This window comes from Longispora urticae (genome assembly GCF_053902585.1).
The window spans coordinates 113,027-135,165 of the sequence record NZ_JAQZSH010000025.1; the positions used below are offsets into that span (position 1 = coordinate 113,027).

The following is a 22,139-nucleotide window of genomic DNA, read 5'->3' on the forward strand; positions in this document are numbered from 1 at the left end:
TCCCAGAGCGGAGATGGTCCCCTGCATGATGCCAGTCGGGCGCGGACGCTAGTCGAGCAGGCTGGACAGGAACTCCCGGCACCACCGCATCAGCGGCACGTCCCGGAGCGGTTCGCCGCCCACCCGGCGGGTCGAGGGCCTGGGCAGGGAGATGGTGTCCGCCGCCTGCTTGTACACGGCCTCCGGGTAGAGGCGCTTGAGCCGCAACTGCTTGGAGTCGGGCAGAGCCAGAGGCCCGAACCGGACGAATTTTCCCTGTACCGAAATGTCGGAGAGCCCGTATTCGCGGGCGGCGAGCCGCAGCCCCGCCACCTCGATCAGGTTCGCGACGGGCTCCGGCGGGTTGCCGTACCGGTCGCGGAGCTCGGCGGTGACCGCCTCCAGGCCGGGCAGGTCGCGCACCTCGGCCAGCTTGCGGTACATCTCCAGGCGGAGCCGCTCGGCCGCGATGTAGTCGTGCGGGATGTGCGCGTCCACCGGCAGGTCGACCTTGACATCGGCCGGCTCCTCCTCGCCCGTGTCGCCCTTGAACGACGCGACCGCCTCGCCGACCATCCGGATGTACAGGTCGAAACCGACGCCCTCGATGTGCCCGGACTGCTCCCCGCCGAGCAGGTTGCCGGCGCCCCGGATCTCCAGGTCCTTCATCGCCACGAACATGCCGGCCCCGAGCTCGGTGTGCTGCGCGATCGTGGCCAACCGCTCGTGCGCGTGCTCGGTGAGGGGCTTCTCCGGCGGGTACAGGAAGTAGGCGTAGGCCCGCTCCCGGCCCCGGCCGACCCGGCCGCGGATCTGGTGCAGCTGGGACAGCCCGAGCAGGTCGGCGCGCTCCACGATCAGGGTGTTGGCGTTCGGGATGTCGATGCCCGACTCGATGATCGTGGTGGCGATCAGGACGTCGAACTCCTTCTCCCAGAAGCCGACCATGACTTTCTCCAGCGCGTCCTCGCCCATCTGGCCGTGCGCCGTGACGATCCGGGCCTCGGGGACGAGTTCGCGGAGCTTCTTCGCCGTGCGGTCGATCGACTCGACCCGGTTGTGCAGGTAGAACACCTGGCCGTCCCGGAGCAGTTCGCGCCGGATCGTGGCCGCGATCGTCTTCTCCTCGTACGCCGCGACGGAGGTCAGCACCGGGTGCCGCTCCTCCGGCGGGGTGGCGATCGTGGACATCTCCCGGATGCCGGTGATCGCCATCTCCAGGGTGCGCGGGATCGGCGTGGCCGACATGGCGAGCACGTCGACATTGGTGCGCAGGGCCTTGAGGTGTTCCTTGTGCTCGACGCCGAACCGCTGCTCCTCGTCGACGATCACGAGCCCGAGCTGCTTGAACTTCGTGGACTGCGACAACAGCCGATGGGTACCGATGACGATGTCGGCCGAGCCGTTCGCCAGCGCCTCCAGGGCGAGCGTCGTCTCCTTCGGCGTCTGGAACCGGGACAGCTGCTTGATCGTCACCGGGAACTGGCTCATCCGCTCGGTGAACGTGTTGAAGTGCTGCTGGGCGAGCAGCGTCGTCGGCACCAGCACCGCGACCTGCTTGCCGTCCTGGACCGCCTTGAACGCGGCGCGCACCGCGATCTCCGTCTTGCCGTACCCGACGTCGCCGCAGATCAGCCTGTCCATCGGGACCTGCTTCTCCATGTCGCCCTTGACCTCGTCGATGGCCGAGAGCTGGTCGGGGGTCTCCGTCCACGGGAACGCGTCCTCCAGCTCGCGCTGCCAGGGCGTGTCCGGGCCGAACGCGTGGCCCTTGGAGTTCTGCCGGGCCGCGTAGAGCTGGATGAGCTGGGCCGCGATCTCCCGGACGGCCTTGCGCGCGCGGGCCTTGGACTTCTGCCAGTCCGAGCCGCCCATCTTGTGCAGGGTCGGGTTCTCGCCACCCACGTACCGGGACAGCTGGTCGAGCTGGTCGGTGGGGACGAACAGCCGGTCGCCGGGCTGGTTCTTCTTCGTCGCCGCGTACTCGATGACCAGGTATTCCCGCTCCGCGCCGTTGACCGTGCGCTGGACCAGCTCCACGTACCGGCCGATGCCGTGCTGCTCGTGCACCACCAGGTCGCCGGCCCGCAGTTCGAGCGGGTCGATGGTGTTCCGCCGCCGGGACGGCATCTTGACCGCGTCCCGGTTCGTCGCGCCCCGGCCGCCGGTGATGTCGTTGCCGGTGACGATCGCGAGCTTGTTCTTCTCGTCGACGAGGCCGTGTTCCAGGTTGCCGGTGGTGACCGTGATCCGGCCGCGCTCCGGGACCGCGTCCAGCCGCGCCGCCGCGAGCGGACCGAGGTCGGCCTCGCGGAGCAGTTCGAGGGCGCGCTCGGCCGGACCGTGCCCGGCGAACACGAGCACCACCCGCCAGCCGTCGGCCGACCAGCGCCGGACGTCGCCGAGCAGGGCCGCGCCGTCGCCGTGGTAGAGCGGGGCGGGCTGGGACGTGGACTCCAGGCCACCCAGGTCCGCGTCCTCGACGATGCCGAACGGGCTCAGCGACCACCAGCGTTGGCCCAGCTCCTGGGCGTGGTGCCGGACGTCGCCGAGGCTGCGGAACGTCGCCGCGCCCAGGTCGATCGGGGCCTGGCCGCCGAGCGCGGCCGCGGCCCAGCTGGCCTCGAGGAACTCCTCCGAGGTCCGCACCAGGTCGGCCGCCCGGCCCCGGATCCGCTCCGGGTCGCACAGCACGATGGTGGTGTCCGTGGGCAGGCAGTCCAGCAGCAGTTCGAGGCGGCCCGCGCCCAGGACCGGGGCCAGGGACTCCATGCCCTCCACCGCGATGCCCTCGGCGAGCTTGGCGCACATCTCCGCCAGCCCCGGATACTCCCGGGCCAGCTCGGCCGCGCGGGCCCGCACCGCCGGGGTCAGCAGCAGCTCGCGGCACGGCGGCGCGACGAGCGCCTCGGCCTTGTCGAGCGAACGCTGGTCGGCGACCGCGAAGTACCGGATCTCCTCGACGTCGTCGCCCCAGAACTCCACCCGCAGCGGGTGCTGTTCGGTGGGCGGGAAGATGTCCAGGATGCCGCCGCGCACCGCGAACTCGCCGCGCTTCTCGACCAGGTCCACCCTGTTGTACGCGATGTCGACCAGCCGGGTGACCGTGTTCTCGAGGTCGTACTGCCGGCCGGCGACCAGCTCGACCGGGTCCAGCTGACCCAGGCCCGCCAGCTGGGGCTGGAGCACGCTGCGCACCGGGGCGACGACCACCCGGACGTCGTTCGTCCTGGCCAGGCGGCGCAGCACGGCGAGCCGGCGGCCGACCGTGTCGGAGCGCGGGGACAGCCGCTCGTGCGGCAGGGTCTCCCAGGCCGGGAAGGTCTCGACGGTGCCCTCGGGGAGCAGGTCGCCCAGGGCGGCGGCCAGCTCCTCGGCCTCGCGGGTGGTGGCGGTCACCGCGAGCACGGTGCCGTTGGCTGCCGCCGCCACGAACGGCCGCAGCGCCGGCGGGCCGGTCAGTTCCAGGTCCGTGCCGCCCTGGCGGGCGAGGCGGACCACCGGGTCGTCGAGGGTCGCGGCGAGCAGGCCAGCGAGCTGCATTGATCTACTCCAGGCACAGCGAAGATCCCGGACTCGTGTACGAACCGGGGAGAGTCCCAGCCTAGCTCGGTCAGTACCGGACCGTGACGCGTCGCGCCGGCCCGTCGATCCGGACCTGGCCGCCGTACGGCAGGAGGAGCTGCGGGTCGGTGTGCCCGATGTCGAGGTTGTGCACGACGGGGACGCCCGGCGCGTACTCGGCGAGCGCCCGGCGGACCGCCTCCCGCTGCTCGCCCACATATTCGGGGGTCCGCCCGTGCAGGTCACCGGCCTTCGGCCGCCCCACGAGCACGCCCGCGAACTGGCCGAGGAAGCCGCGCTCGCCCATCAGCATCAGGGTCCGGTACACCTCGGTGGCGCTCGGCCGCTCCTCCGAGGTCTCCAGGAACAGGACGTGCCCGGAGTAGTCGTCGAGGAGGTGCGCGCCGAGGCCCAGGTTCCAGCCGAGGATCTCCAGGCAGCCGCCCCACAGCCGGCCCTCGACGACGGTGTCCGCGTTGTCCCAGGTCCAGCCCCCGCCGGGCATCAGGTCCGGCTCGGTCTCCAGGTGCGCGGGCTCGGCCCAGTCCCGGCCGACGTCGGTGAACCCCTGTGCCGGGGACAGCTCGAACTCCCCGCCGTCGAACAGCGCCGCCCGCCAGGAGGCCTCGGTCAGCGGGTCCAGGGCGCCGCCCCGGCCGAGTTCGACCATCACGCTGCCGCCGTGCAGGCCGGAGACGCCCAGGGTGAACAGGTAGTTGAGGAGGTTCACGTTGTCGGAGTACCCCAGGAAGAGTTTGGGGTTGGTCCTGAGCAACTCGGGGTCGAGGTGCTTGAGCAGTTTGATCTGGTCCTCGCCGCCGATGGTCGAGATCACGCCCTTGATCGCCGGGTCCGCCCAGGCCGCGTGCAGGTCCCGGGCCCGGTCGGCGTGCGAGGACCGCAGCACCCGGGTCGTCGGGTACTCCACCGGCACCAGCCCGAACACGTCCCGCAGCCGCCGCAGCCCCAGCTCGAACGGGTGCGGGAACAGCTCGGGGAGCCCGCCGGAGAGGGAGAGGACAGCGACCTGGTCGCCGGCGCGCAGCCGGGGCGGGGTGATCATCCCCCGAGCCTGCCAGCACCGTCCCCGAGGGCGCCACGGAATTCCGCGTCCCTGCCGCACGGTCACGGCCCGCACGGTCCAGGCCTGCGGCGGTGCCCGCCTCCGCGATCATGAAAAAGGGCCAGCTGCGTGTTATTCCTCTTAACCGATATGTCAGCCCATAGGCTATCGGGGTGGAGGTGGCGAAATGAGCGACAAAAGCCCCAAGGGCGAGCCGGGTCCCGCCGAGAAGTCGACCCCGCCGTCGCCTCCGCGCCGATCCGCACCCGGCGGGAAGGGCGACCCCGCGCCTGGCGGGAAGGCCGACAAGGCCGCTCCCGAGGTCCCCGGCAGCACGGGAGCGCCCGGGCCCGGCGAGGCCTCGGAGTCCAGCCGGGGCAGCTCCGACGACGGTGTGGAACCACTGCCGACTCCGTCGGAGAAGCCTTCGACGGGTACCGGGGCCGCCGAGCCCACCTCCGAAGCCACAACCGACCCTGCCGGTGACGGGGCGGGCGCCGAGCCCGGCACCGCCGAGCCCGCACCGACCCCGCCGGCCACGGTCCCCGGCACCGACTCCACCGAGGCCCCCCTACCGCCCGTCGCCACCGACTGCTGGCCGACCGGCGAGAAGGTGGACGGAGCACCGCCCACCGCCACCGGACTCAAGGCCGAGGACGCCGCCGAGGAGCAGGAGGCCGGAGGCGCGATGGCCGCCGCCGCCGGCTTCCCCGCCGAGGCCGGCCCCCAGCCGACGGACGCGGGGGACAACGCCGAAGCCACTCCCGAGGTCCCGACCGCCGCGACCGACAGCCCCGCCGCCGGAGCGGACACCACCGACGCTCCCGACGCCTCCCCCGCCCCGAAGCCCGACACCGCAGCCGGGGCCGGGGCCGCCGCCGGAACAGGGGCCGGAGCCGTGGCTGGAGCGGCAGCCGGAGCCCTCGCCGAGGCAAAACCCAAGCCCGCCGAACCGGGCGGCAGCCACCGCAACGGCGCCAGGCGCGGCAAGCACGCCGCCCCCCGGCACCGGATCTGGCAGGCCCTCTGGTTCATCCCCGAGCCGGTCAACGACCGCTGGTGGCGGAGCTGGTTCTTCCGTTCGCTGCTGCTGCTCACCGGGGTGCTGCTGCTCACCGGCCTGTTCATCGGCTCCTACGTGGGCGCGCTGCACAACCCGGTCCCGAAGGACGTGCCGGTCGGCGTGGTCAAGGGTGACGCCACGGCGGCGAGTGTGCTGGCGAAGCTCCGGGAGAACGGCAACGCCCTCAAAGCCGTCGAGTACTCCGACGCGGCCGCCGCGACGTCCGCGCTCCAGAAGCGCCGGGTCTACGCGGTCCTCACGTTCACCTCGGACGCGACCGAGCCCCCGAAGGCGGACCAGCCGGCGCCCGCGTCCGGGGCGGCGCTGACCGTGGCCACGGCGGCGAGCGCGTCGGCCGTCCAGGTGGTCACGGGCGTGCTGACCACGGCGCTGGACGCGGCGAACGTACCGGTCACGGTCACCGACATCGCCCCGCTCGACACGGAGGACCCGCACGGGCTGGCCCCGTTCTACCTGGTCGTGGGCTGGGTGGTCGGCGGTTACCTGGCCGCGACGGTCCTGGCGCTGTCCACCGGCACCGTGCCGCGCAACTTCGAGCGGGCGACCCTGCGGCTGGCCGCGCTGGCCGGGTTCGCCGCGCTGGCCGGCTTCATCGGCGCGCTGATCACCACGCACATCCTGGACCTGTGGCCCGACCATCTGCTCGGGTTGAGCGTCGTGGGCGCGCTGGTCGTGTTCGCCGCGGCGACGGCCGCCTCGGCGCTGTCGGGCTGGCTGGGCATGGCCGGTACCGGCGTGGCGATCCTGTTGTTCGTGATCCTCGGCAATCCGGGTTCGGGCGGCATCTACGCGCCCGAGCTGCTGCCGACGTTCTTCCGGGGCATGCACCACTGGGTGCTCCCCGGCCTCGGCACCGACCTGGCCCGCTCCGTCGTGTACTTCGACGCCAAGGGCCCCGGCCGCGCCGTCACCGGCCTGGTCGTCTACGCGGCGGTCGGCGTCCTCGGCCTGCTCGCCGCGACGACCGTGCTCGGCAAGAAAGGTGACCGGTGAGTAACCCAGGGAGAGACGCACGACACGGAGAACGGGCCCGTACCTCCCGATAGGGTGAGGTCAATCCCGGACAGTGCGGTCAGGGCCCCACCCACCGGATCCTCGCGGCGCCCCCGTGCGCCCGCGTGGTCGTGCCGAAGGAGCCGTCCGTGCTCGAAGAAGACGCCGAACTCCGCGCCGACGTCCGCCGGCTGGGCACCCTGCTCGGCCAGGCCCTGGTCCGCCAGGAGGGTCCCGCGCTGCTCGACCTCGTCGAGGACGTCCGGGCGCTGGTCCGGTCCGACGCCGACACGGCCGCCGCCCGGCTGGAGGCCCTCGACGTCGCCACCGGCATCCAGCTGACCCGCGCCTTCGCGACGTACTTCCACCTGGCCAACGTGGCCGAGCAGACCCACCGGGGCCGGGAGCTGCGCCGCCGCCGGGCGGCCGAGGGCGGCTGGCTGGACCAGGTGGCCCGGGCCATCACGGCCAAGAACGTGCCCCGCTCCGAGATCGCCCGGGCCGCCGAGCGGCTCGCCGTGCGGCCGGTGTTCACCGCGCACCCGACCGAGGCGGCCCGCCGGTCGATCCTCACCAAGCTGCGCGCCGTGGCCGACATCCTCGACGCCGAGGCCGCCCAGAAGGCGCAGGGCTTCGCGTCCGACGCCGACGAGCGGCTCGCCGAGCAGATCGACCTGCTCTGGCAGACCGACGAGCTGCGGCTGTCCCGGCCGGACCCGACGGACGAGGCCCGCAACGCGGTGTACTACCTCGCCGACCTGTACACCGAGGCCGCGCCCCAGGTGCTCACCGACCTGGCCAGCACCCTGTCCGGCCTGGGCGTGGAGCTGCCGCCGACCGCGCGGCCGCTGACGTTCGGCTCCTGGATCGGGGGCGACCGCGACGGCAACCCGTACGTGACCCCGCAGGTGACCCGGGACGTCCTGCTGCTGCAGCACGAGTACGGCATCCGGGCGGCCGAGAAGGCCATGGACGCGCTCCTCAACGAGTTGAGCGTGTCCCGCCGGCTCCGCCCGGTGAGCATCGACCTGGCGGCCAGCGTCGCCACGGACCTCGACCGGCTGCCCGAGCTGCCGGAGCGGTTCCGCCGGGTGAACGCGGAGGAGCCGTACCGGCTGAAGATCCGGTGTATCAAGATCAAGCTCGCCAACACCCGGGAGCGGCTCGCGGCGGGCGCGGCGCACCGGCCGGGCCACGACTACCTGGGCGCGGACCAGCTGGTCACGGACCTGGAGCTGATCCGGGACTCGCTGGACCGCAACGGCGGGCACCTCGCGGCCGCCGGCCAGCTGAACTCCCTGATCCGGACCGTCGCCGCGTTCGGGCTGCGGCTGGCGACCCTCGACGTCCGGGAGCACGCCGACGCGCACCACGGGGTCCTGGCGCAGCTCTACGCGCACGTCGGCGAGGTCGACTACCAGGCCCTCGACCGCGAACAGCGCACCGCCCTGCTGATCCGCGAACTGTCCTCCCGCCGCCCGCTGTCCACCCCGGACACCCCGCTGGACGCGGCCGGCACGAAGACGCTCGGCGTGTTCCGGGCGATCCGCGCGGCCCGGGACCTGTTCGGCCCGGACATCGTCGAGTCCTACATCGTGTCCATGACCCAGGGCATCGACGACGTGCTCGCGGCCGTGGTGCTGGCCCGCGAGGCGGGGCTGAGGGGCATCGGGTTCGTGCCGCTGCTGGAGACCCCGGCGGAGCTGTCGGCCGGCGGGGAGATCCTGGACGCGCTGCTCAGCGTCGCGCCGTACCGGGCCCTGGTCGGGGACGTGCAGGAGGTGATGCTCGGCTACTCGGACTCGAACAAGGAGGCCGGCATCACGACCTCGCAGTGGGCCATCCACCAGGCCCAGCGCTCGCTGCGCGACGTGGCCGCCAAGCACGGGGTGCGGCTGCGGCTGTTCCACGGCCGGGGCGGCACGGTCGGGCGCGGCGGCGGTCCGACCCGGGAGGCGATCCTGGCGCAGCCGTACGGGACGCTCGACGGCGCGATCAAGGTGACGGAGCAGGGCGAGGTCATCTCGGACAAGTACACGCTGCCCGCCCTGGCCCGGGAGAACCTGGAGCTGTCGCTGGCCGCCGTGCTGGAGGCGTCCGTGCTGCACACCTCGCCCCGGCAGCCGTCGGCGTCCCTGGAGTCGTGGAACTCCGCGATGGACGTGGTGTCCGGCACGGCGTTCACGGCGTACCAGGGCCTGGTCAACGACCCCGAGCTGCCCGCCTACTACTGGGCCGCCAGCCCCACCGAACTGCTCGGCGCGCTGAACATCGGCTCCCGGCCGGCGAAGCGCCCCGACGCGGGGGCCGGCCTCGGCGGGCTGCGCGCCATCCCGTGGGTGTTCGGCTGGACCCAGTCCCGGCAGATCGTCCCCGGCTGGTACGGGGTCGGGTCGGGGCTCGCCGCCGCCCGCGCGGCCGGGCTGGGCGACCAGCTCGCCGAGATGTTCGAGCGCTGGGACTTCTTCCGGACGTACCTCTCGAATGTGGAGATGACCCTGGCGAAGACGGACCTGGCGATCACCCGGCGGTACGTGACCGAGCTGGTGCCCGCGCACCTGCACCGGTTCTACGACCAGATCGTCGCCGAGCACGCCTCCACGGTGCGCGAGGTGCTGGCGATCACCGGGGAGTCGGAGCTGCTGGAGAACCAGCCGACCTTGCGCCGCACCCTGATGGTCCGCGACACGTACCTGGAGCCGCTGCACCACCTCCAGGTCGCGCTGCTCAAGCGCCACCGGCAGAAGCCCGACCCGCTGCTGGAGCGCGCGCTGCTGACCACGATCAACGGCATCGCGGCGGGGCTGCGGAACACGGGGTGAACCAGTGGTGTGTACCATCGGTACATGCCTCTTCCCAGGTTCCACCGGCTCACCGCCGAGCGGCGTGCCGACATCCTCCGGGTGGCCCGTGCCGAATTCGCCCAGCACGGGCCAGAGGCGGCGTCCTACAACCAGATCATCGCGCTCGCGGAGATCTCCAAGGCGTCCGCCTACCACTACTTCGACGGCAAGGAAGACCTGCTCAACGAGGTGCTCACCGAGGTGCGCGCGCGGCTGCTCGGCGCGCTCGGGCCGTGGGTACCCGTCGAGACGGATCGTGAATTCTGGGCCGCGCTCAAGGCCGGCTCCGCGCGACTCGTCGAGCATCTCGGGGCGCATCCCGACGACCGGGCGCTCGCCGATCACGCGCTCGCCCGGGCGCCGCGCGAGGAGTCGGCCGCCTGGCTGGCCGCCGTGCTCGACAACGGGATCGCGCTCGGGGTGATCCGGGGCGATGTCGACCGGGAGCTGCTGCTCGGGGTCACCGCCGGGGCGCTGGGCGCCGTGGACGGGTGGGCGCTGGCCGGCGGGACGGACCTCGACCAGGGCTGGAGCCTGCTCGCGGGGCTGTGGACCGCACCGGGCGGCCGTCGTGCGTGACGACCTCAGGGTGGACTGGCACATCCCCCCGGACACCGGCTGGCTCGACCGGTTCATGGGACCCGGAAAATCAAGGGCGGAATCCCTCGTGGAGTACGTCGGCGGCGCGTGCTGCGTGGCCCTCCTCGCCGCCTACTGCTGGCGGAACGCCGACGGGCTGTCCTGGCTCCAGCTCACCGTCATCGGGGTGCTCGCCCTCGACCTGGTCGGCGGCGTGCTCACCAACGCGACGAACGCGGCCAAGCGCTGGTACCACCGGACGCCCTCCCCGCGCGGCCGGCTGACCTTCGTGGCCGCGCACGTCCTGCACCTGGCGGCCGTGGCCTTCGTCGTGCTGCCGGACGGCACGGGCACGCTCCCCGGGCTGCCCACCGGCACCGGCTGGTTCCTGGCCAACGCGGCCCTGCTGCTCACCGGGGCCGTCCTCATCGAACGGGCCGCCCCGCACCTCCGGCGCCCGGTGGCGATGTCCGCGTACATGGTCGCGGTGCTGGTCAACCTGCTCGCGTTCCCCGTGCCCGCGGTACTCGCCTGGTTCGCCGCGTTCTTCTTCCTCAAGCTCCTGGTCTGCCACCTGGTCCCGGAGGCACCCCTTGTCGCCTGAGACCGTGCTGGCCGGCGCGTTCGTCCGGGAGCCGGGCATGGTCTGGCTCTGCGGGGACCGCCAACTGCCGTGGTTCGCCGCCACCGCGCGGCTACCCGGGACCGTCGGCCGTTCCGCGCCCTCGGCCGCCGCGCTGCTCACCCCGCCCGGGCACCGGCCCGGGCAGGCCGCCCAGCTCGCGTGGACCGCCCGGGTCGCCACCCGGTGCGGGCCCGGCGCCGTCCGGCGGACCCTGACCTACCTGCGCGCCGCCGAGCGGCACAAGCCGGCGGGCGCGTGGACCCTGGAATTCATCGGGGTACTGCCGGGGGCGCGCGGCACCGGGGCCGGCCGGCTCCTGCTCGACCGGATCCTCGCCGAGTTCGGGGACGTGTGGCTGACGACCGCCGACCCCGCGAACGTGCCCCTGTACCGGCACTTCGGGTTCGCGGTGACGGGCGAGTGGCGGGTCGGCCCGCTGGGCGTGACGGGGATGCGGCACCCGGGAGGGTGACCGCGCCGGGGCCGCCTTGGGGCCGCCGGGGCTGGCGCGACAGCGCGGAGCGGGGCGGCTACTTCGGGGTGGGCAGGGTGAACAGCTCGGCGAGCACCCGCACGCCGTAGCAGCACGCGCCCGCGAGGCCGATCGCGACGACGAGCCACACCAGCGCGAGCCACTTCGGGCTCCGGGGTGGCTCGTCGTCCTCGGTGGAGGGGTCCCACACGTCGCCGCCCCGATCAGCGGTGCGAGGTCGGCTCCAGCCAGCCCTCCGCCGTCAGGTACTCCAGGACCGTCGCCACCGCCTCGTCCACCGTGCCGGCCGTGTCCAGGGTCAGCTCCGCGTCCGTGGGCACCTCGTACGGGTCGTGCACGCCCGTCAGGTTGGTGATCTCGCCGGCGCGGGCCTTCGCGTACAGCCCCTTGCGGTCGCGGTGCTCGCACACCTCCAGCGGGGTGGCGATGTGCACCAGGATGAACCCGGCCCCGGCCTCGTGCGCGAGCCGGCGCGCCTCCGACCGCCCGTGCGCGTACGGCGCGATCGGGCAGCACAGGGCCAGCCCGCCGTGCTTGGCGATCTCGGACGCCACGAACCCGATCCGGGAGATGTTCAGGTCCCGGTCGGCCCGCGAGAAGCCCAGCCCGGACGACAGCAGCCGGCGCACCACGTCCCCGTCGAGCAGGCTCGCGTTGCGGTCACCGCCCTCCAGCAGGGCCTCGTGCACGCCCCGGGCGATCGTGGACTTGCCCGCGCCGGACAGGCCGGTGAACAGCACGACCAGGCCGCGTTCCTTGCGGGGCGGCCGGGACCGGCGCAGCTCGCGGGCCACCGCCGGCGGCGTGTGCCACTCGGGCAGGGTCACGCCCCGGTCCTGGAGGTCGGCGATCTCGCGGTTGGTGAGCGCGAGGCGGCGGGTGTGCGGGGGCACGTCGTCCCGGGAGCGCCACTGGCCGTCCCGGGCGTCGTAGGCGAGCTCGCGGGGCAGGACCACCCGGAGGCCGCCGGCCGTGATGGTGGCCGCACCCGACAGCAGGTGCGTCACCCCGTAGGCCGCGGCGACCCGGCTGTGCAGCAGCGCGTCGCGGACGTCGTCCCCGGTCCGGCTGAGCGGCACGGCGACGATGGTGGCCGCCGGCAGCCGGTCGCGGGCCGCGAGCACGGAGCGGACCAGCGCCTCGGGCGGCAGGCCGTCCGGGCCGGGGCCGCCGACCGGCACGATGATCAGGACGTGGCCCGCGATGGTACGGGCGGCGTGCGCGAGCTGGGCGAGCTGCGGGCGGTGCAGCGGCCGGTCGGCGATCACGCCGAGCACCCGCCCGGCCGGCAACAGCTCGCGGACCTCGGACGGGCCGAGCCGGAGCTTCTTGAACGCGCCGCGCGGCCCCTCCCCGAGCCGGCGCAGCTGACCCGAGATGAACACCGAACCGGCGCGGGCCTCCCAGGACTCGGTGACGTCCAGGGCCGCCGCGGGGGCGGCCTCGGTGTCGGTGAGCACCAGGACCCGGCGCATCGGGTTGGTCAGGTCCAGCTTCCCCGTGAGCTCGACCGGCACCTCCAGCGTGACCGGCGCCGACCACGGGGTGCCGTCGGCGAGGCGGCCACGCCGGGTCACCCCCACCAGGTCGGCACGGCTCAGAAAACCCGTCAGCGGGGCGTACGCCCCGCTGAGCAGTAGTTCCAGATCGGCGAGCTCCCGTGGTCGGGGCGTATACGTCGGTGCGCCCCGTAGTACCTCGTCTGGCAGAACCCAGCCGTTCATTGACAGCCCCCTCCCTCGGCCCCTGGGGCCTGCGGCCCTGACAGTCTCCCAGCCTGTCAAGAAGAGGTCGAGTCGCCACCCAGGGCTGTCACTGTTACGTCAGATCGGCCGCCCCGAACGAGGCACTGAACCTTTTACACCAGATCGTCACGCTCTTGTAGAGATCCAGGTCGGTGCCGGCCGGGATGTCGTACACCTGACTGCCCTTGTTGCCCTTGAGGCGGCCCAGCTCGACATAGCGCGAGTCATTGAGCTCCGTCACCGTCGCGGGGCGGTCGGTGATCCAGACCCGCAGGTCAGGGCCGTTGCTCGTGTCCAGGTCGCGCAGCGTGAGCACGTGCCGGCCATCGGCGAGCCGGACCAGTTCGGCAGCACCGGACGTCGCGTGCTCGTGGCTGACGAACGCGCCCCGGCGGAGCACGGTGTCGACCGGGGCGGCTGCCGGGGCGGTCGACGGAGCGGTTGTCGGGGCGGTCGACGGAACCACCGCGGCGGGCAGCGCCTCCTGAACCGTCCGGTCGACCACGAGCTTCCACGGCTGGAACCAGAACAGTCCGAAGGCGACCGCGACCGCGAGCACCAGACCTCCGAGGACAAGTTTCCTACGCATGCCCCCAGCCTGCCCCTTCCGGACCGGTCCGCACCTTACGGAGCGGTTACCGGTGCGCCGGGCCGCCCGGCGCACTTTCGGGAACGCACCTCCCGAGCCGCGGCGCCCGGGCGGACGCCTCACCTGAGCCGGACGTCGAACACCCGGTTGCTCATCAGGTCCCGGAACGCCGCCGCCGCCTGCGGGGTCGCGTCGATCCGGGAGTCCCGGCCCTCGGCGTTCGGCGAGTCGAAGTACACCAGGGCCTTCACCCGGGGGAACAGCGCCATCTGGTCGGAGGTCGTCTGGAAGAACCACGGCTTGTGCCCCGGGTTCCCGCCCGACTGCCACACGCCCCACTCGGCCACCATCAGCGGCTTGTCCGGGAACGTGCGCGCCGCCCAGGAGTAGATGCCCGGCCACGCCTTGCCGGTGGCGGTCCGGTTGACCATCTCCACGAAGTCGCCGTAGCCGAAGCCGCCCTCGCTGTACGCGTAGACGTCCCAGCTCACCCAGTCGATCACGTCGTCGCCCGGGTACAGCTCCGTGAACCACGGCTGGATGTTCCACGGCACATAGGACATGTAACACATGACGGTCACCGCGTTCGTGACGCCCTTGGCGCGCAGCCGCTCCACGACGTGCTTGAACATCGCCGCGTAGTCCCGGGCGGTCATGCCCGAGCCCTGCCGCGCGTCGACGTCGTTCTCCGGCTCGTGGTGCACCGTCAGGTAGAACGGGTCCTTGTAGACCGAGGTGATGTGCGCGGCGAGCCGGTCGATCACCCGGTCGTAGTCCCCGGCGGCCACCCGGTCCCAGCTCATCAGCGGCTTCCAGTTCAGGAAGAGCAGCCGTTCCTTGCCGGGCTCGCGGGCCAGCGCCACCTCCCACGGGGTCGGGAACAGCTCCTCGCCCCGGTGGTAGTGGTGGAAGATCTGCTGCTTCCGGCCCGCCGTCGCCTCGAACTCGCGCATCGCCTCGTCGCGGGGCTGGTTCGTGTGCGCGGCCGGGGCCACGCCGGTGAGCATGCCGCAGGTGGGGACGAGCTTCGGGCCGACCGCGCATTCGGGGGCCGGCGGCTCCTCGGGCTCCTCCGACGGGGACGGGGACGCCGACGGGCTCGCGCTCGGGACCGGCGGGGTCGGGACGGGCACCGTCGGGGTCGGCAGGGTGGGGACCGCGCTCGGGCTGGGCGTCCCGGGGTCCGACGGCGTGGCACCCGGGGTCGGCAGCGGCGGGGACGGGAGCGGCGGAGTCGGGTTCGGGGGCGGCGGGACCGGATCGGCCGTGCCGCTCGGCGGCGTGGGGACCGGCGGGGTCGGTACCGGAGGCGGCGGCACGGGGTCGGCCGTCCCGGTCGGCTGGCTCGGCGTCGGGTCGGGGCTGGCCGACGGGTCCCCCGGGGGCGGCGGGGTCGTCCCCGGATCCTCCGGGGGCGGCGGGGACGCCGGATCCTGCCACCGGCCCGCGCGCGGCTCCTCCCGGGTCAGCCGCAGCGTCGGCGCGCCGATCGGCGCCTCGGAGCTGCGGAACCGCTGCAGCTTGTCGGGGCTGGTCAGCGCGAAGGCGTACTTGCCGGCCGACTGGACGACCCGGCTCACGTCGAAGGTCAGCTCGGAGGCGGACGCGGTGACCGAGCTGGTGCCGAGCACCCGGCCGACCTGGGGCGCGCGGGTGGCGAGGGTGCGTTCGCTCCAGCCGGTGTCGGGTACGGAGACGAGCTCGACGAGTCCGGGCTTCGCGCCGGGCAGCGGGGTCAGGGTGAGGGTGCTGCGCAGCTTGCCCTTGCCGCGCGGCAGGTCGGTCACCTCGAACCGCAGGTAGGACACCATCGCCTCGGAGCCGGCCCGGCCGGTGGCCAGTTCGGGGTCGCGGGCGACGGCGGGGGTGCGGCCGTTGCGCAGGTACGCGTCGGCGGCCACCCGGACCAGGACGTCGGCGGTGAGGGGCGAGCTGGTGCAGGCCGCTAAACCGCCCCCGAGGCAGAGCACTGTGGTGACGAGGGCGACTCGACGGTCCACGCTTCTCATATATGCATATTTACAGTGTTTCACGACACGGGTGGGCTAAAACTCCACAACTCGCCGCGCACCCTCGACCCCCCGCCGGTCGTTGGCCGTTTAGTCGGCCTGTGCGCATTGCCGCACATCGGAGGGAGGCCGGATTTGTCCTATAGTACGTTTTTCCTAATTTGTCCTCGATTGTAACGATGCGAAAGGTCCCCGCATCCCCATGGACGTGTCTCGGCCGGCCACGTACGACCTCTCCGACTACCTCAGCGCGCTCCGCCGGAGCTGGTGGGTGGCCGTGCTGGCCGCGGCCCTCGGTTTCGCCGGGGCCACGGCGTACACCCTGACCCAGCACAAGCTGTACGAGTCCTCGGCGTCCGTCCTCGTCCAACCCACCGGCGTCACCGACACCAACGTGACCGGCGGCCGGACCAAGGGCGACATCAACCTGGACACCGAGGCCCAGCTGGTCAAGTCCACGGCGGTGGCCACCGACGCCGGGAAGCTGATGCGCAGCGCGAAGACCGCGCCGCAGCTCGCCCACCGGGTGTCGGTCCAGGTGCCGCCGAACACGTCGGTGCTGGTCATCACGTACTCGGAGCACTCGCCGCGCGCCGCGCAGGCCGGGGCGCACGCGTTCGCGGAGGCGTACCTGGCGAACCGGAACGAGAGCGCCAAGGCCGACCTGACCGGGCAGACCGGCACCCTGGACCGCAAGATCAAGCAGGTGAACGCGGACCTGGGCGCCCTGCCGTCGGGCGGCGACCGGCCCGAGGTGGACAGCCGGCGGTCCAACCTGTCCAACCAGCTCAACACGCTCACCTCCCGGCTGAACCAGCTCGCCACCACCACCGTCAACGGCGGCAAGATCATCAGCGACGCGGACCTGCCCCGGCACGCCGTGAAGCCCAGCGTGCCGCTCAACCTCGGCAGCGGGGCGCTCGCCGGCCTCTTCGCCGGGATCGGGATCGCCCTCGGCCGGGAGCGCTTCGACCGCCGGGTCCGGCGCGGGATCGACCTGCCCCGGCGCGCCGACGTGCCGCTGCTCGCCGAGCTGACCGCGATCGACGACAAGTACGACCCGGGCAGCGACTGCGGGCGCGCCTTCGCCCGGCTGCGCAACGAGATCGCGTGCGGGGACCACCGGCTGATCGTGGTGACCGGCGCGGCCCCCGGCTCGGCGGCCACCCTGGTCGCGGCGAACCTGGCCGGGGCGTTCGCGCACGCCGGCAACAACGTCTCGCTGCTCACCCAGCACGCGCAGGACGCCACCGGGCAGTTGCAGGCCGAGTCGGTGCGCCGGACGCTGGACAAGCTCCGGGCCCGCGCCGAGTACGTGATCATCGAGGCCCCGTCCACGGCCGCCAGCGCCGACGCCCAGAGCCTCGCCAGCCTGTGCGACGCCGCGATCATGGCCGTCGAGCTGCGCCGATGTACGCACGCCCAGGTCCTCGACGCGGCCGTCCAGCTGCGCCGGGTGGACACCGTGCTGCTCGGCGGGGTGGTGACCCCCCGACTGCGGGCCCTGGCCGCCCGGCCCGCGCAGCCGGAACAGGCCGAGCCGCAGCCGCAGTTGACGTGACCGACCTCCGCGAGGGCGCCCCGCCCCCAGGAACCCGACCAGCCCCCGGCCACCCCGCCGGCTCGGCCCCGACCGGCGCGACAACGACCGGCACGAGCGACGGGCCGACTCCGACCGGCGGGCCGACTCCGACCGGCGCGTGGGCCCCGGGCGGCGGGCCGCTCCTGTCCCGCCCCCGCTCCCCCCGCTGGCTGCCGTTACCCCCCGCCTGGCCGGTCGTCGGCATCCTCGCCCTCTACCCGCTGTGGTGGGCGCTCGGCCTCGGCGTCCTGATCTTCCCGCTGATGGCGCTGCCGATGGGCTGGTGGCTGCTGCGGAACCGGCCGATCCAGGTACCCCCCGGCTTCGGTCTGTGGTTGCTCTTCCTGCTCGCGGTCCTGGGCAGCACGATCGCGCTCGGCTACCAGCCGCAGGGCACCCTGCCGGGCACCTTCGTCGGCCGGCTGCCCGGGGTCGGCTTCCGGGTGATCGAGTACGCCGCCCTCACCGTCCTGCTGCTGTACGTGGGCAACCTGCCCCGCCCGGTACTCCCGCAGAAGAAGCTCGTCGCCCTGCTCGGCTGGCTGTTCGTCGTCACCGTCGGCGGCGGGGTGCTCGGGGTGTTCGCCGGACACTGGGAGTTCAGCTCCCCGGTGGAGATGCTGCTCCCCCAGCGGCTGCGCAGCATGGGCTTCATCCGCTCCCTGGTGCACCCGGCCGCCGCCCAGGTGATGGACGTGTTCGGCGGGATGGACATCCCCCGCCCGGCCGCCCCCTGGGGCTACACCAACACGTGGGGCAACAACTTCTGCCTGCTGGTCGGCTTCTTCGTGATCTGGGCGTTCGCCACGAAGCGCCGCTGGCTGGCCGCCGTACTCCTCGTCGTGTCGGTGCTGCCGGTCGTCTACTCCCTGAACCGGGGCCTGTGGATCGGGCTCGCCGTGATGGCCGTCTACCTGGCCACCCGCCTGGCCGTGCAGGGCCGGCTGTGGCCGCTGTTCGGGCTCGGGGCCACCACCGCCGTCGTCGGGGTGCTGCTCGCCGTCAGCCCCCTCGGCGACCTGGTCAACGCGCGGGTCGAGCACGGCAAATCCAACGACGTCCGGATGTACGTGACGATGGAGGCCCTCCGCGGCCTGCCCGAGTCGCCCCTGATCGGCTTCGGCTCGACCCGCAACACCTCGGGCGGGCGGAACTCGATCGCGGTCGGCAGCTCCTCGGACTGCGAACGGTGCGGCAACTTCACCCTCGGCGGCAACGGTCAGCTCTGGCAGACCCTGTACGCGCACGGGATCATCGGCACCCTCGCCTACTTCGGCTTCTTCGGCTACGGCATCTGGCGCTTCCGCCGGGACCGTACCGCGATCGGGCTCGTCTGCTCGGCCTGTCTCGTCGTCGGCTTCTCGGCGATGTTCTGGTACAACGCGCTGGTCACCCCACTGGCGTTCCAGCTGCTGGCCTACGCGCTGCTGTGGAGGAATAGCGATGCCCACGAATAACGCGCCCGCGGCCCTGACCGCCTCGGACTCCTCGCTGCGCGCGACGTACCTCGCCGAGGTGCTCCGCCTGCTGTACCCGGCGAGTGAGGGGGCGGGGATCGAGTACCTGGTGGTGCCCGACGCCCGCCGGCCCCGGCTCCTGGTACCCGCCGACGACCGCCGGCTCGCCGCCGCCGCCGTGCGCAGGTACGCCGAACCCACCTCCCGGCTCGCCCGGTTCAAGCGGGACGCCGTCGTCGCCGCGCTGCGCACCGGGGCGTCCGGGCTGCTGCTCCGTGACCGGGTCACCGTGTCCGGCACCGGCGGGATCGACGACCACCTGTGCGAGGCGCTCGGCCAGCAGGTCCGGGTCAGCGTGCACATCGGACCCGCGCGGGCCAACCGCAAACCGGTGCTCCAGCTGCTCGCGCCCGGCGGCACCACCGTCGGGTTCGTCAAGCTCGGCGTCAACGAGCTGACCCGCCGCCTGGTGCGCGCCGAGACCAACGCGCTGGAGTCCCTGGCCTGCGCCGGACTGCAACGGATCTCCACCCCCACCGTGCTGCACAGCGGCGTCTGGCGCGGACACGAGGTGCTCGTCCAGTCCGCGCTGCCGATCTGGCGGCCCCGGGCGGCGATCCGCGACCGGCTCAACGTGGCCATGCGGGAGCTCGCCGAGGCGTTCGGGGTGACCCGGTGCCGGCTGTCGCAGAGCGAGTACCGGGGCCGGCTCACCACCCGCCTCGGCGCGGTCAAGACCTCCGACGACGGCCGGGTACTCGAACGCGCCGCCGCCGAACTCCTCAAACGCGCCGGCAGCGCCCAACTGTCCTTCGGCGCCTGGCACGGCGACTGGACCCCGTGGAACATGGCCGCCCTGTCCGACACCCTGCTCGTCTGGGACTGGGAACGGTTCTGCACCGGGGTGCCCGTCGGCTTCGACGGCGCGCACTACGCGTTGCAGGCCGCCATCGTCACCGCCGGCCGGGAACCGGCCACCGCCGTCGACCAGGTCATCGACAACGCGCCCGCGCTGCTCGCCCCGTTCGGGGTGGGCGCGGCCGCCGCCCGGATCACGGTGCTGCTCTACCTCGTGGACCTCGCCACCCGGTACCTGACCGACCGCCAGGCGGAGGCCGGTGCCCGACTCGGGGTACTGGGCACCTGGCTACTGCCGGCGCTGGTCCGCCGGGTTTCTCACCTATAGGAGAGGGTCGTGGATTCACACAAGGTCCCAGAAAAAGTCAAACAGTTGGTGCACTTCGGTTCCCGGTCGCTCGGCAGGGCGACCGCGAACGCCCGACTGTTGCCGTCGTTCCTGCTCTGCGGGGGACAACGGTGCGGCACCACGTCTCTGTACCGGGCGCTCGCCGGGCACCCGGCCATCCTGAAGGCGGTGCTGCACAAGGGCGTGCACTACTTCGACACGTCCTACCACCAGGGCTTCTCCTGGTACCGGGGCCACTTCCCGCTCCGGGTCAGCGCCAAGCGCGTCGAGACCCGGGTCCGGGTACCCGTCCAGACGTTCGAGTCCAGCCCGTACTACATGTACCACCCGCACGCCGCCGAGCGGATCGCCCGCGACCTGCCCGACGTGAAGCTCGTCGTCCTCGTCCGCGACCCGGTCGAGCGCGCCTACTCCCAGCACGCGCACGAACTGGCCCGGGGCTTCGAGCACATCGAGGAGTTCACCGAGGCCGTGGACCTGGAGCCGTCGCGGCTGTCCGGGGAGGCCGAGCGGCTGCGCACCGACCCGACGTACTACTCGTTCTCGCACCAGCACCACGGCTACCTGGCCCGGGGCCGGTACGTGGAGTACCTGGAGCGGCTCGCCGAGATCTTCGGCCGGGACCGGATCCACGTCGTCGACAGCCACGACTTCTTCACCGACCCGCAGCCCGTGTTCGCCGACCTGCTCGGCTACCTCGGCCTGCCCTGGCTCGGCGACCCGCCGTTCGAGCAGCACAACGCGCGGCCCCGGTCCTCGATGCCGCAGTCGGTGCGCGACGCCCTCGACGCGTACTTCGCGCCCCACGACGAGCGCCTCGCCCGGTGGCTCGGCTGGGTCCCGTCCTGGCGCCGATGACCGTCCTCTCCCGACCCACCGCCCGGGACCGCGCCGACCTCGGTCGCGTGGCCCGGGGCGGCGTCCTCAACCTGGCCGGCGCGGCGTACGCGGGCCTCGCCGGCTTCGGCGTCACCTGGCTCGTCGCACGCGGCCTGGCCCCGGCCGACGCCGGGCTGTTCTTCGCGTCCACGGCCGCCTTCACGGTCGCCGTCACCGTGGCCAAGCTCGGCACCCCCACCGGCCTGGTGTACTGGCCGGCGCGCCTACGGGACAGCCCGCACCTGCTCCGCCGGATGCTGCGCGTCGCCCTGAGTCCGGTGGCGATCGTCTCCCTGGCCCTGGCGGTCGGCCTGTGGGCCACCGGCCAGCTCGGGGCGCTCGCCCTGTTCCTCCCGCTGGCCGCGCTCACCGACAGCCTGCTGGCCGCGACCCGGGGCTTCCGCAAACCCCGCCCCACCGTGCTCTACGACAAACTCCTGCGGCCCACGCTGCAGCTCGGGGCGCTCGGGGCCGCCCTGTGGCTCGCCGACGGGTCGCCGGGCGCGTTCACGGTGGCGTGGGCGTGGGCGTACCTGCCGATGGTCCTCCTCGCCTGGCGGGCGCTGCCGACCCTCCCCCCGTCGGGACCGGGCGAGATCGCGGGCCCGTTCTGGCGGTTCACCGCGCCGCGCGCCCTGGCCAGCGTCGCCCAGCAGGCCCTGCAACGCGTCGACGTGATCCTGCTCGCCGCGCTGGTCAGCTTCACCCAGGCCGCCTTCTACGCCGTCGCCGGCCGGTTCGTCATCGTCGGCCAGCTCGCCAACCAGGCCCTCGCGTACAGCGTCCAGCCGCAGCTCGCCGCGCTGCTCGCCGCCGGGGACCGCCCCGCCACCCGGGCCCTGTACCAGTCCGCCACCGGCTGGGTCATCCTGCTGTCCTGGCCGATCTACCTGCTCGCGGCCGTGTTCGCCCCGCTCTACCTGCACCTGTTCGGCCCCGAGTACCGCGCCGCCGGCAGCGTCGTCGTCATCCTCGCCGGCGCCATGATGGTCGGCTCCGGCTGCGGCATGGTCGACTCGGTCCTCGCCATGGCCGGCCGGACCAGCTGGAACCTGTTCAACGTCCTCGCCGCCCTCGGCGTCAACATCGGCCTGGACCTGCTGCTCATCCCGCGCCTCGGAGCCGTGGGCGCGGCCTGCGGGCTCGCCGGGGCGGTCCTGACCAACAACCTCGTACCCCTCGCCCAACTCGGCTGGGGACTCGGCCTGCACCCGTTCGGCCGCGGCACCCTGATCGCGGCCACCCTGTCGGCGACCTGCTTCGGCGCCGTCCCGCTGGGCACGGTCGCCCTGCTCGGCCGGGGCGTCGCGGGCCTCGCCGTCGCCGTCGGCACGGGTGGTGCCCTCTACGGCCTCGGCTGCTGGCGGTTCCGCCGTCCCCTGGCCCTCCCGACCAGCTCCCTAGCGCGGCTCCGCGGGTTGCTCCGCTTCCCGCGCCGGAAGGTGTGA

At 73.1% G+C, this 22,139-nt stretch carries 16 protein-coding genes; 10 read left to right on the forward strand and 6 right to left on the reverse strand.

Features of this window, described 5'->3' with window-relative positions:
• Nucleotides 1–48 precede the first annotated feature (48 nt).
• Nucleotides 49–3,522, reverse strand: coding sequence for a transcription-repair coupling factor (gene mfd, locus PT931_RS15985; protein ID WP_456246528.1), 3,474 nt, complete (start codon nucleotides 3,520–3,522; stop codon nucleotides 49–51).
• 70 nt (nucleotides 3,523–3,592) lie between these two features.
• Nucleotides 3,593–4,606, reverse strand: coding sequence for a S66 peptidase family protein (locus PT931_RS15990; protein ID WP_456246529.1), 1,014 nt, complete (start codon nucleotides 4,604–4,606; stop codon nucleotides 3,593–3,595).
• A gap of 187 nt (nucleotides 4,607–4,793) precedes the next feature.
• Here PT931_RS15990 and PT931_RS15995 point away from each other — a divergent pair, with 187 nt between their 5' ends.
• From PT931_RS15995 to PT931_RS16015, 5 genes are all read left to right on the forward strand, one after another.
• Nucleotides 4,794–6,683: a hypothetical protein gene (locus tag PT931_RS15995; RefSeq protein ID WP_456246530.1), complete on the forward strand. Its 1,890-nt coding sequence runs from the start codon at nucleotides 4,794–4,796 to the stop codon at nucleotides 6,681–6,683.
• A 149-nt stretch (nucleotides 6,684–6,832) separates the two neighbouring features.
• Nucleotides 6,833–9,505 carry a phosphoenolpyruvate carboxylase gene (ppc, locus tag PT931_RS16000; protein ID WP_456246531.1) on the forward strand — a complete coding sequence of 891 codons (2,673 nt, stop codon included), beginning with the start codon at nucleotides 6,833–6,835 and terminating at the stop codon, nucleotides 9,503–9,505.
• Nucleotides 9,506–9,529: 24 nt separating this feature from the next.
• A complete protein-coding gene (locus PT931_RS16005) occupies nucleotides 9,530–10,105 on the forward strand; it encodes a TetR/AcrR family transcriptional regulator (RefSeq protein ID WP_456246532.1) in 576 nt (191 codons plus the stop codon).
• Complete coding sequence (locus PT931_RS16010; protein ID WP_456246533.1) at nucleotides 10,098–10,709, forward strand: hypothetical protein; 612 nt, start codon at nucleotides 10,098–10,100, stop codon at nucleotides 10,707–10,709. Before PT931_RS16005 ends, PT931_RS16010 begins: the two co-directional genes overlap by 8 nt.
• Entirely contained in the window at nucleotides 10,699–11,202 is a 504-nt protein-coding gene (locus PT931_RS16015) for a GNAT family N-acetyltransferase (protein WP_456246534.1), read from the forward strand. Before PT931_RS16010 ends, PT931_RS16015 begins: the two co-directional genes overlap by 11 nt.
• 58 nt (nucleotides 11,203–11,260) lie before the next feature.
• Here the strand turns inward: PT931_RS16015 and PT931_RS16020 are convergent, their stop codons facing one another.
• From PT931_RS16020 to PT931_RS16035, 4 genes are all read right to left on the reverse strand, one after another.
• Entirely contained in the window at nucleotides 11,261–11,413 is a 153-nt protein-coding gene (locus PT931_RS16020) for a hypothetical protein (protein ID WP_456246535.1), read from the reverse strand.
• Nucleotides 11,414–11,426: 13 nt separating this feature from the next.
• Nucleotides 11,427–12,947 (reverse strand): adenylyl-sulfate kinase, encoded by a 1,521-nt coding sequence (cysC, locus tag PT931_RS16025; protein ID WP_456246536.1) that lies wholly within the window; start codon nucleotides 12,945–12,947, stop codon nucleotides 11,427–11,429.
• 94 nt (nucleotides 12,948–13,041) lie between these two features.
• Nucleotides 13,042–13,557: a DM13 domain-containing protein gene (locus PT931_RS16030; RefSeq protein ID WP_456246537.1), complete on the reverse strand. Its 516-nt coding sequence runs from the start codon at nucleotides 13,555–13,557 to the stop codon at nucleotides 13,042–13,044.
• A 119-nt stretch (nucleotides 13,558–13,676) separates the two neighbouring features.
• Nucleotides 13,677–15,557, reverse strand: a complete 1,881-nt coding sequence (locus PT931_RS16035; RefSeq protein ID WP_456246538.1) for a CBM96 family carbohydrate-binding protein — start codon at nucleotides 15,555–15,557, stop codon at nucleotides 13,677–13,679.
• A 211-nt stretch (nucleotides 15,558–15,768) separates the two neighbouring features.
• On the opposite strand from PT931_RS16035, the gene PT931_RS16040 reads away from it, so the two are divergent.
• Genes PT931_RS16040 through PT931_RS16060 form a run of 5 tightly spaced genes read left to right on the forward strand, consistent with a single transcriptional unit; the run spans nucleotide 15,769 to nucleotide 22,139 of the window.
• A complete protein-coding gene (locus PT931_RS16040; protein ID WP_456246539.1) occupies nucleotides 15,769–17,127 on the forward strand; it encodes a Wzz/FepE/Etk N-terminal domain-containing protein in 1,359 nt (452 codons plus the stop codon).
• The gene (locus PT931_RS16045; RefSeq protein WP_456246540.1) at nucleotides 17,124–18,605 is read left to right on the forward strand and encodes an O-antigen ligase family protein; all 1,482 of its coding nucleotides are present in this window, start codon (nucleotides 17,124–17,126) and stop codon (nucleotides 18,603–18,605) included. Before PT931_RS16040 ends, PT931_RS16045 begins: the two co-directional genes overlap by 4 nt.
• Nucleotides 18,592–19,791, forward strand: coding sequence for a hypothetical protein (locus PT931_RS16050; RefSeq protein ID WP_456246541.1), 1,200 nt, complete (start codon nucleotides 18,592–18,594; stop codon nucleotides 19,789–19,791). The genes PT931_RS16045 and PT931_RS16050 overlap by 14 nt, the downstream gene beginning before the upstream one ends.
• 9 nt (nucleotides 19,792–19,800) lie before the next feature.
• The gene (locus tag PT931_RS16055; RefSeq protein ID WP_363725646.1) at nucleotides 19,801–20,670 is read left to right on the forward strand and encodes a sulfotransferase; all 870 of its coding nucleotides are present in this window, start codon (nucleotides 19,801–19,803) and stop codon (nucleotides 20,668–20,670) included.
• Nucleotides 20,667–22,139: a lipopolysaccharide biosynthesis protein gene (locus tag PT931_RS16060; protein WP_456246542.1), complete on the forward strand. Its 1,473-nt coding sequence runs from the start codon at nucleotides 20,667–20,669 to the stop codon at nucleotides 22,137–22,139. The genes PT931_RS16055 and PT931_RS16060 overlap by 4 nt, the downstream gene beginning before the upstream one ends.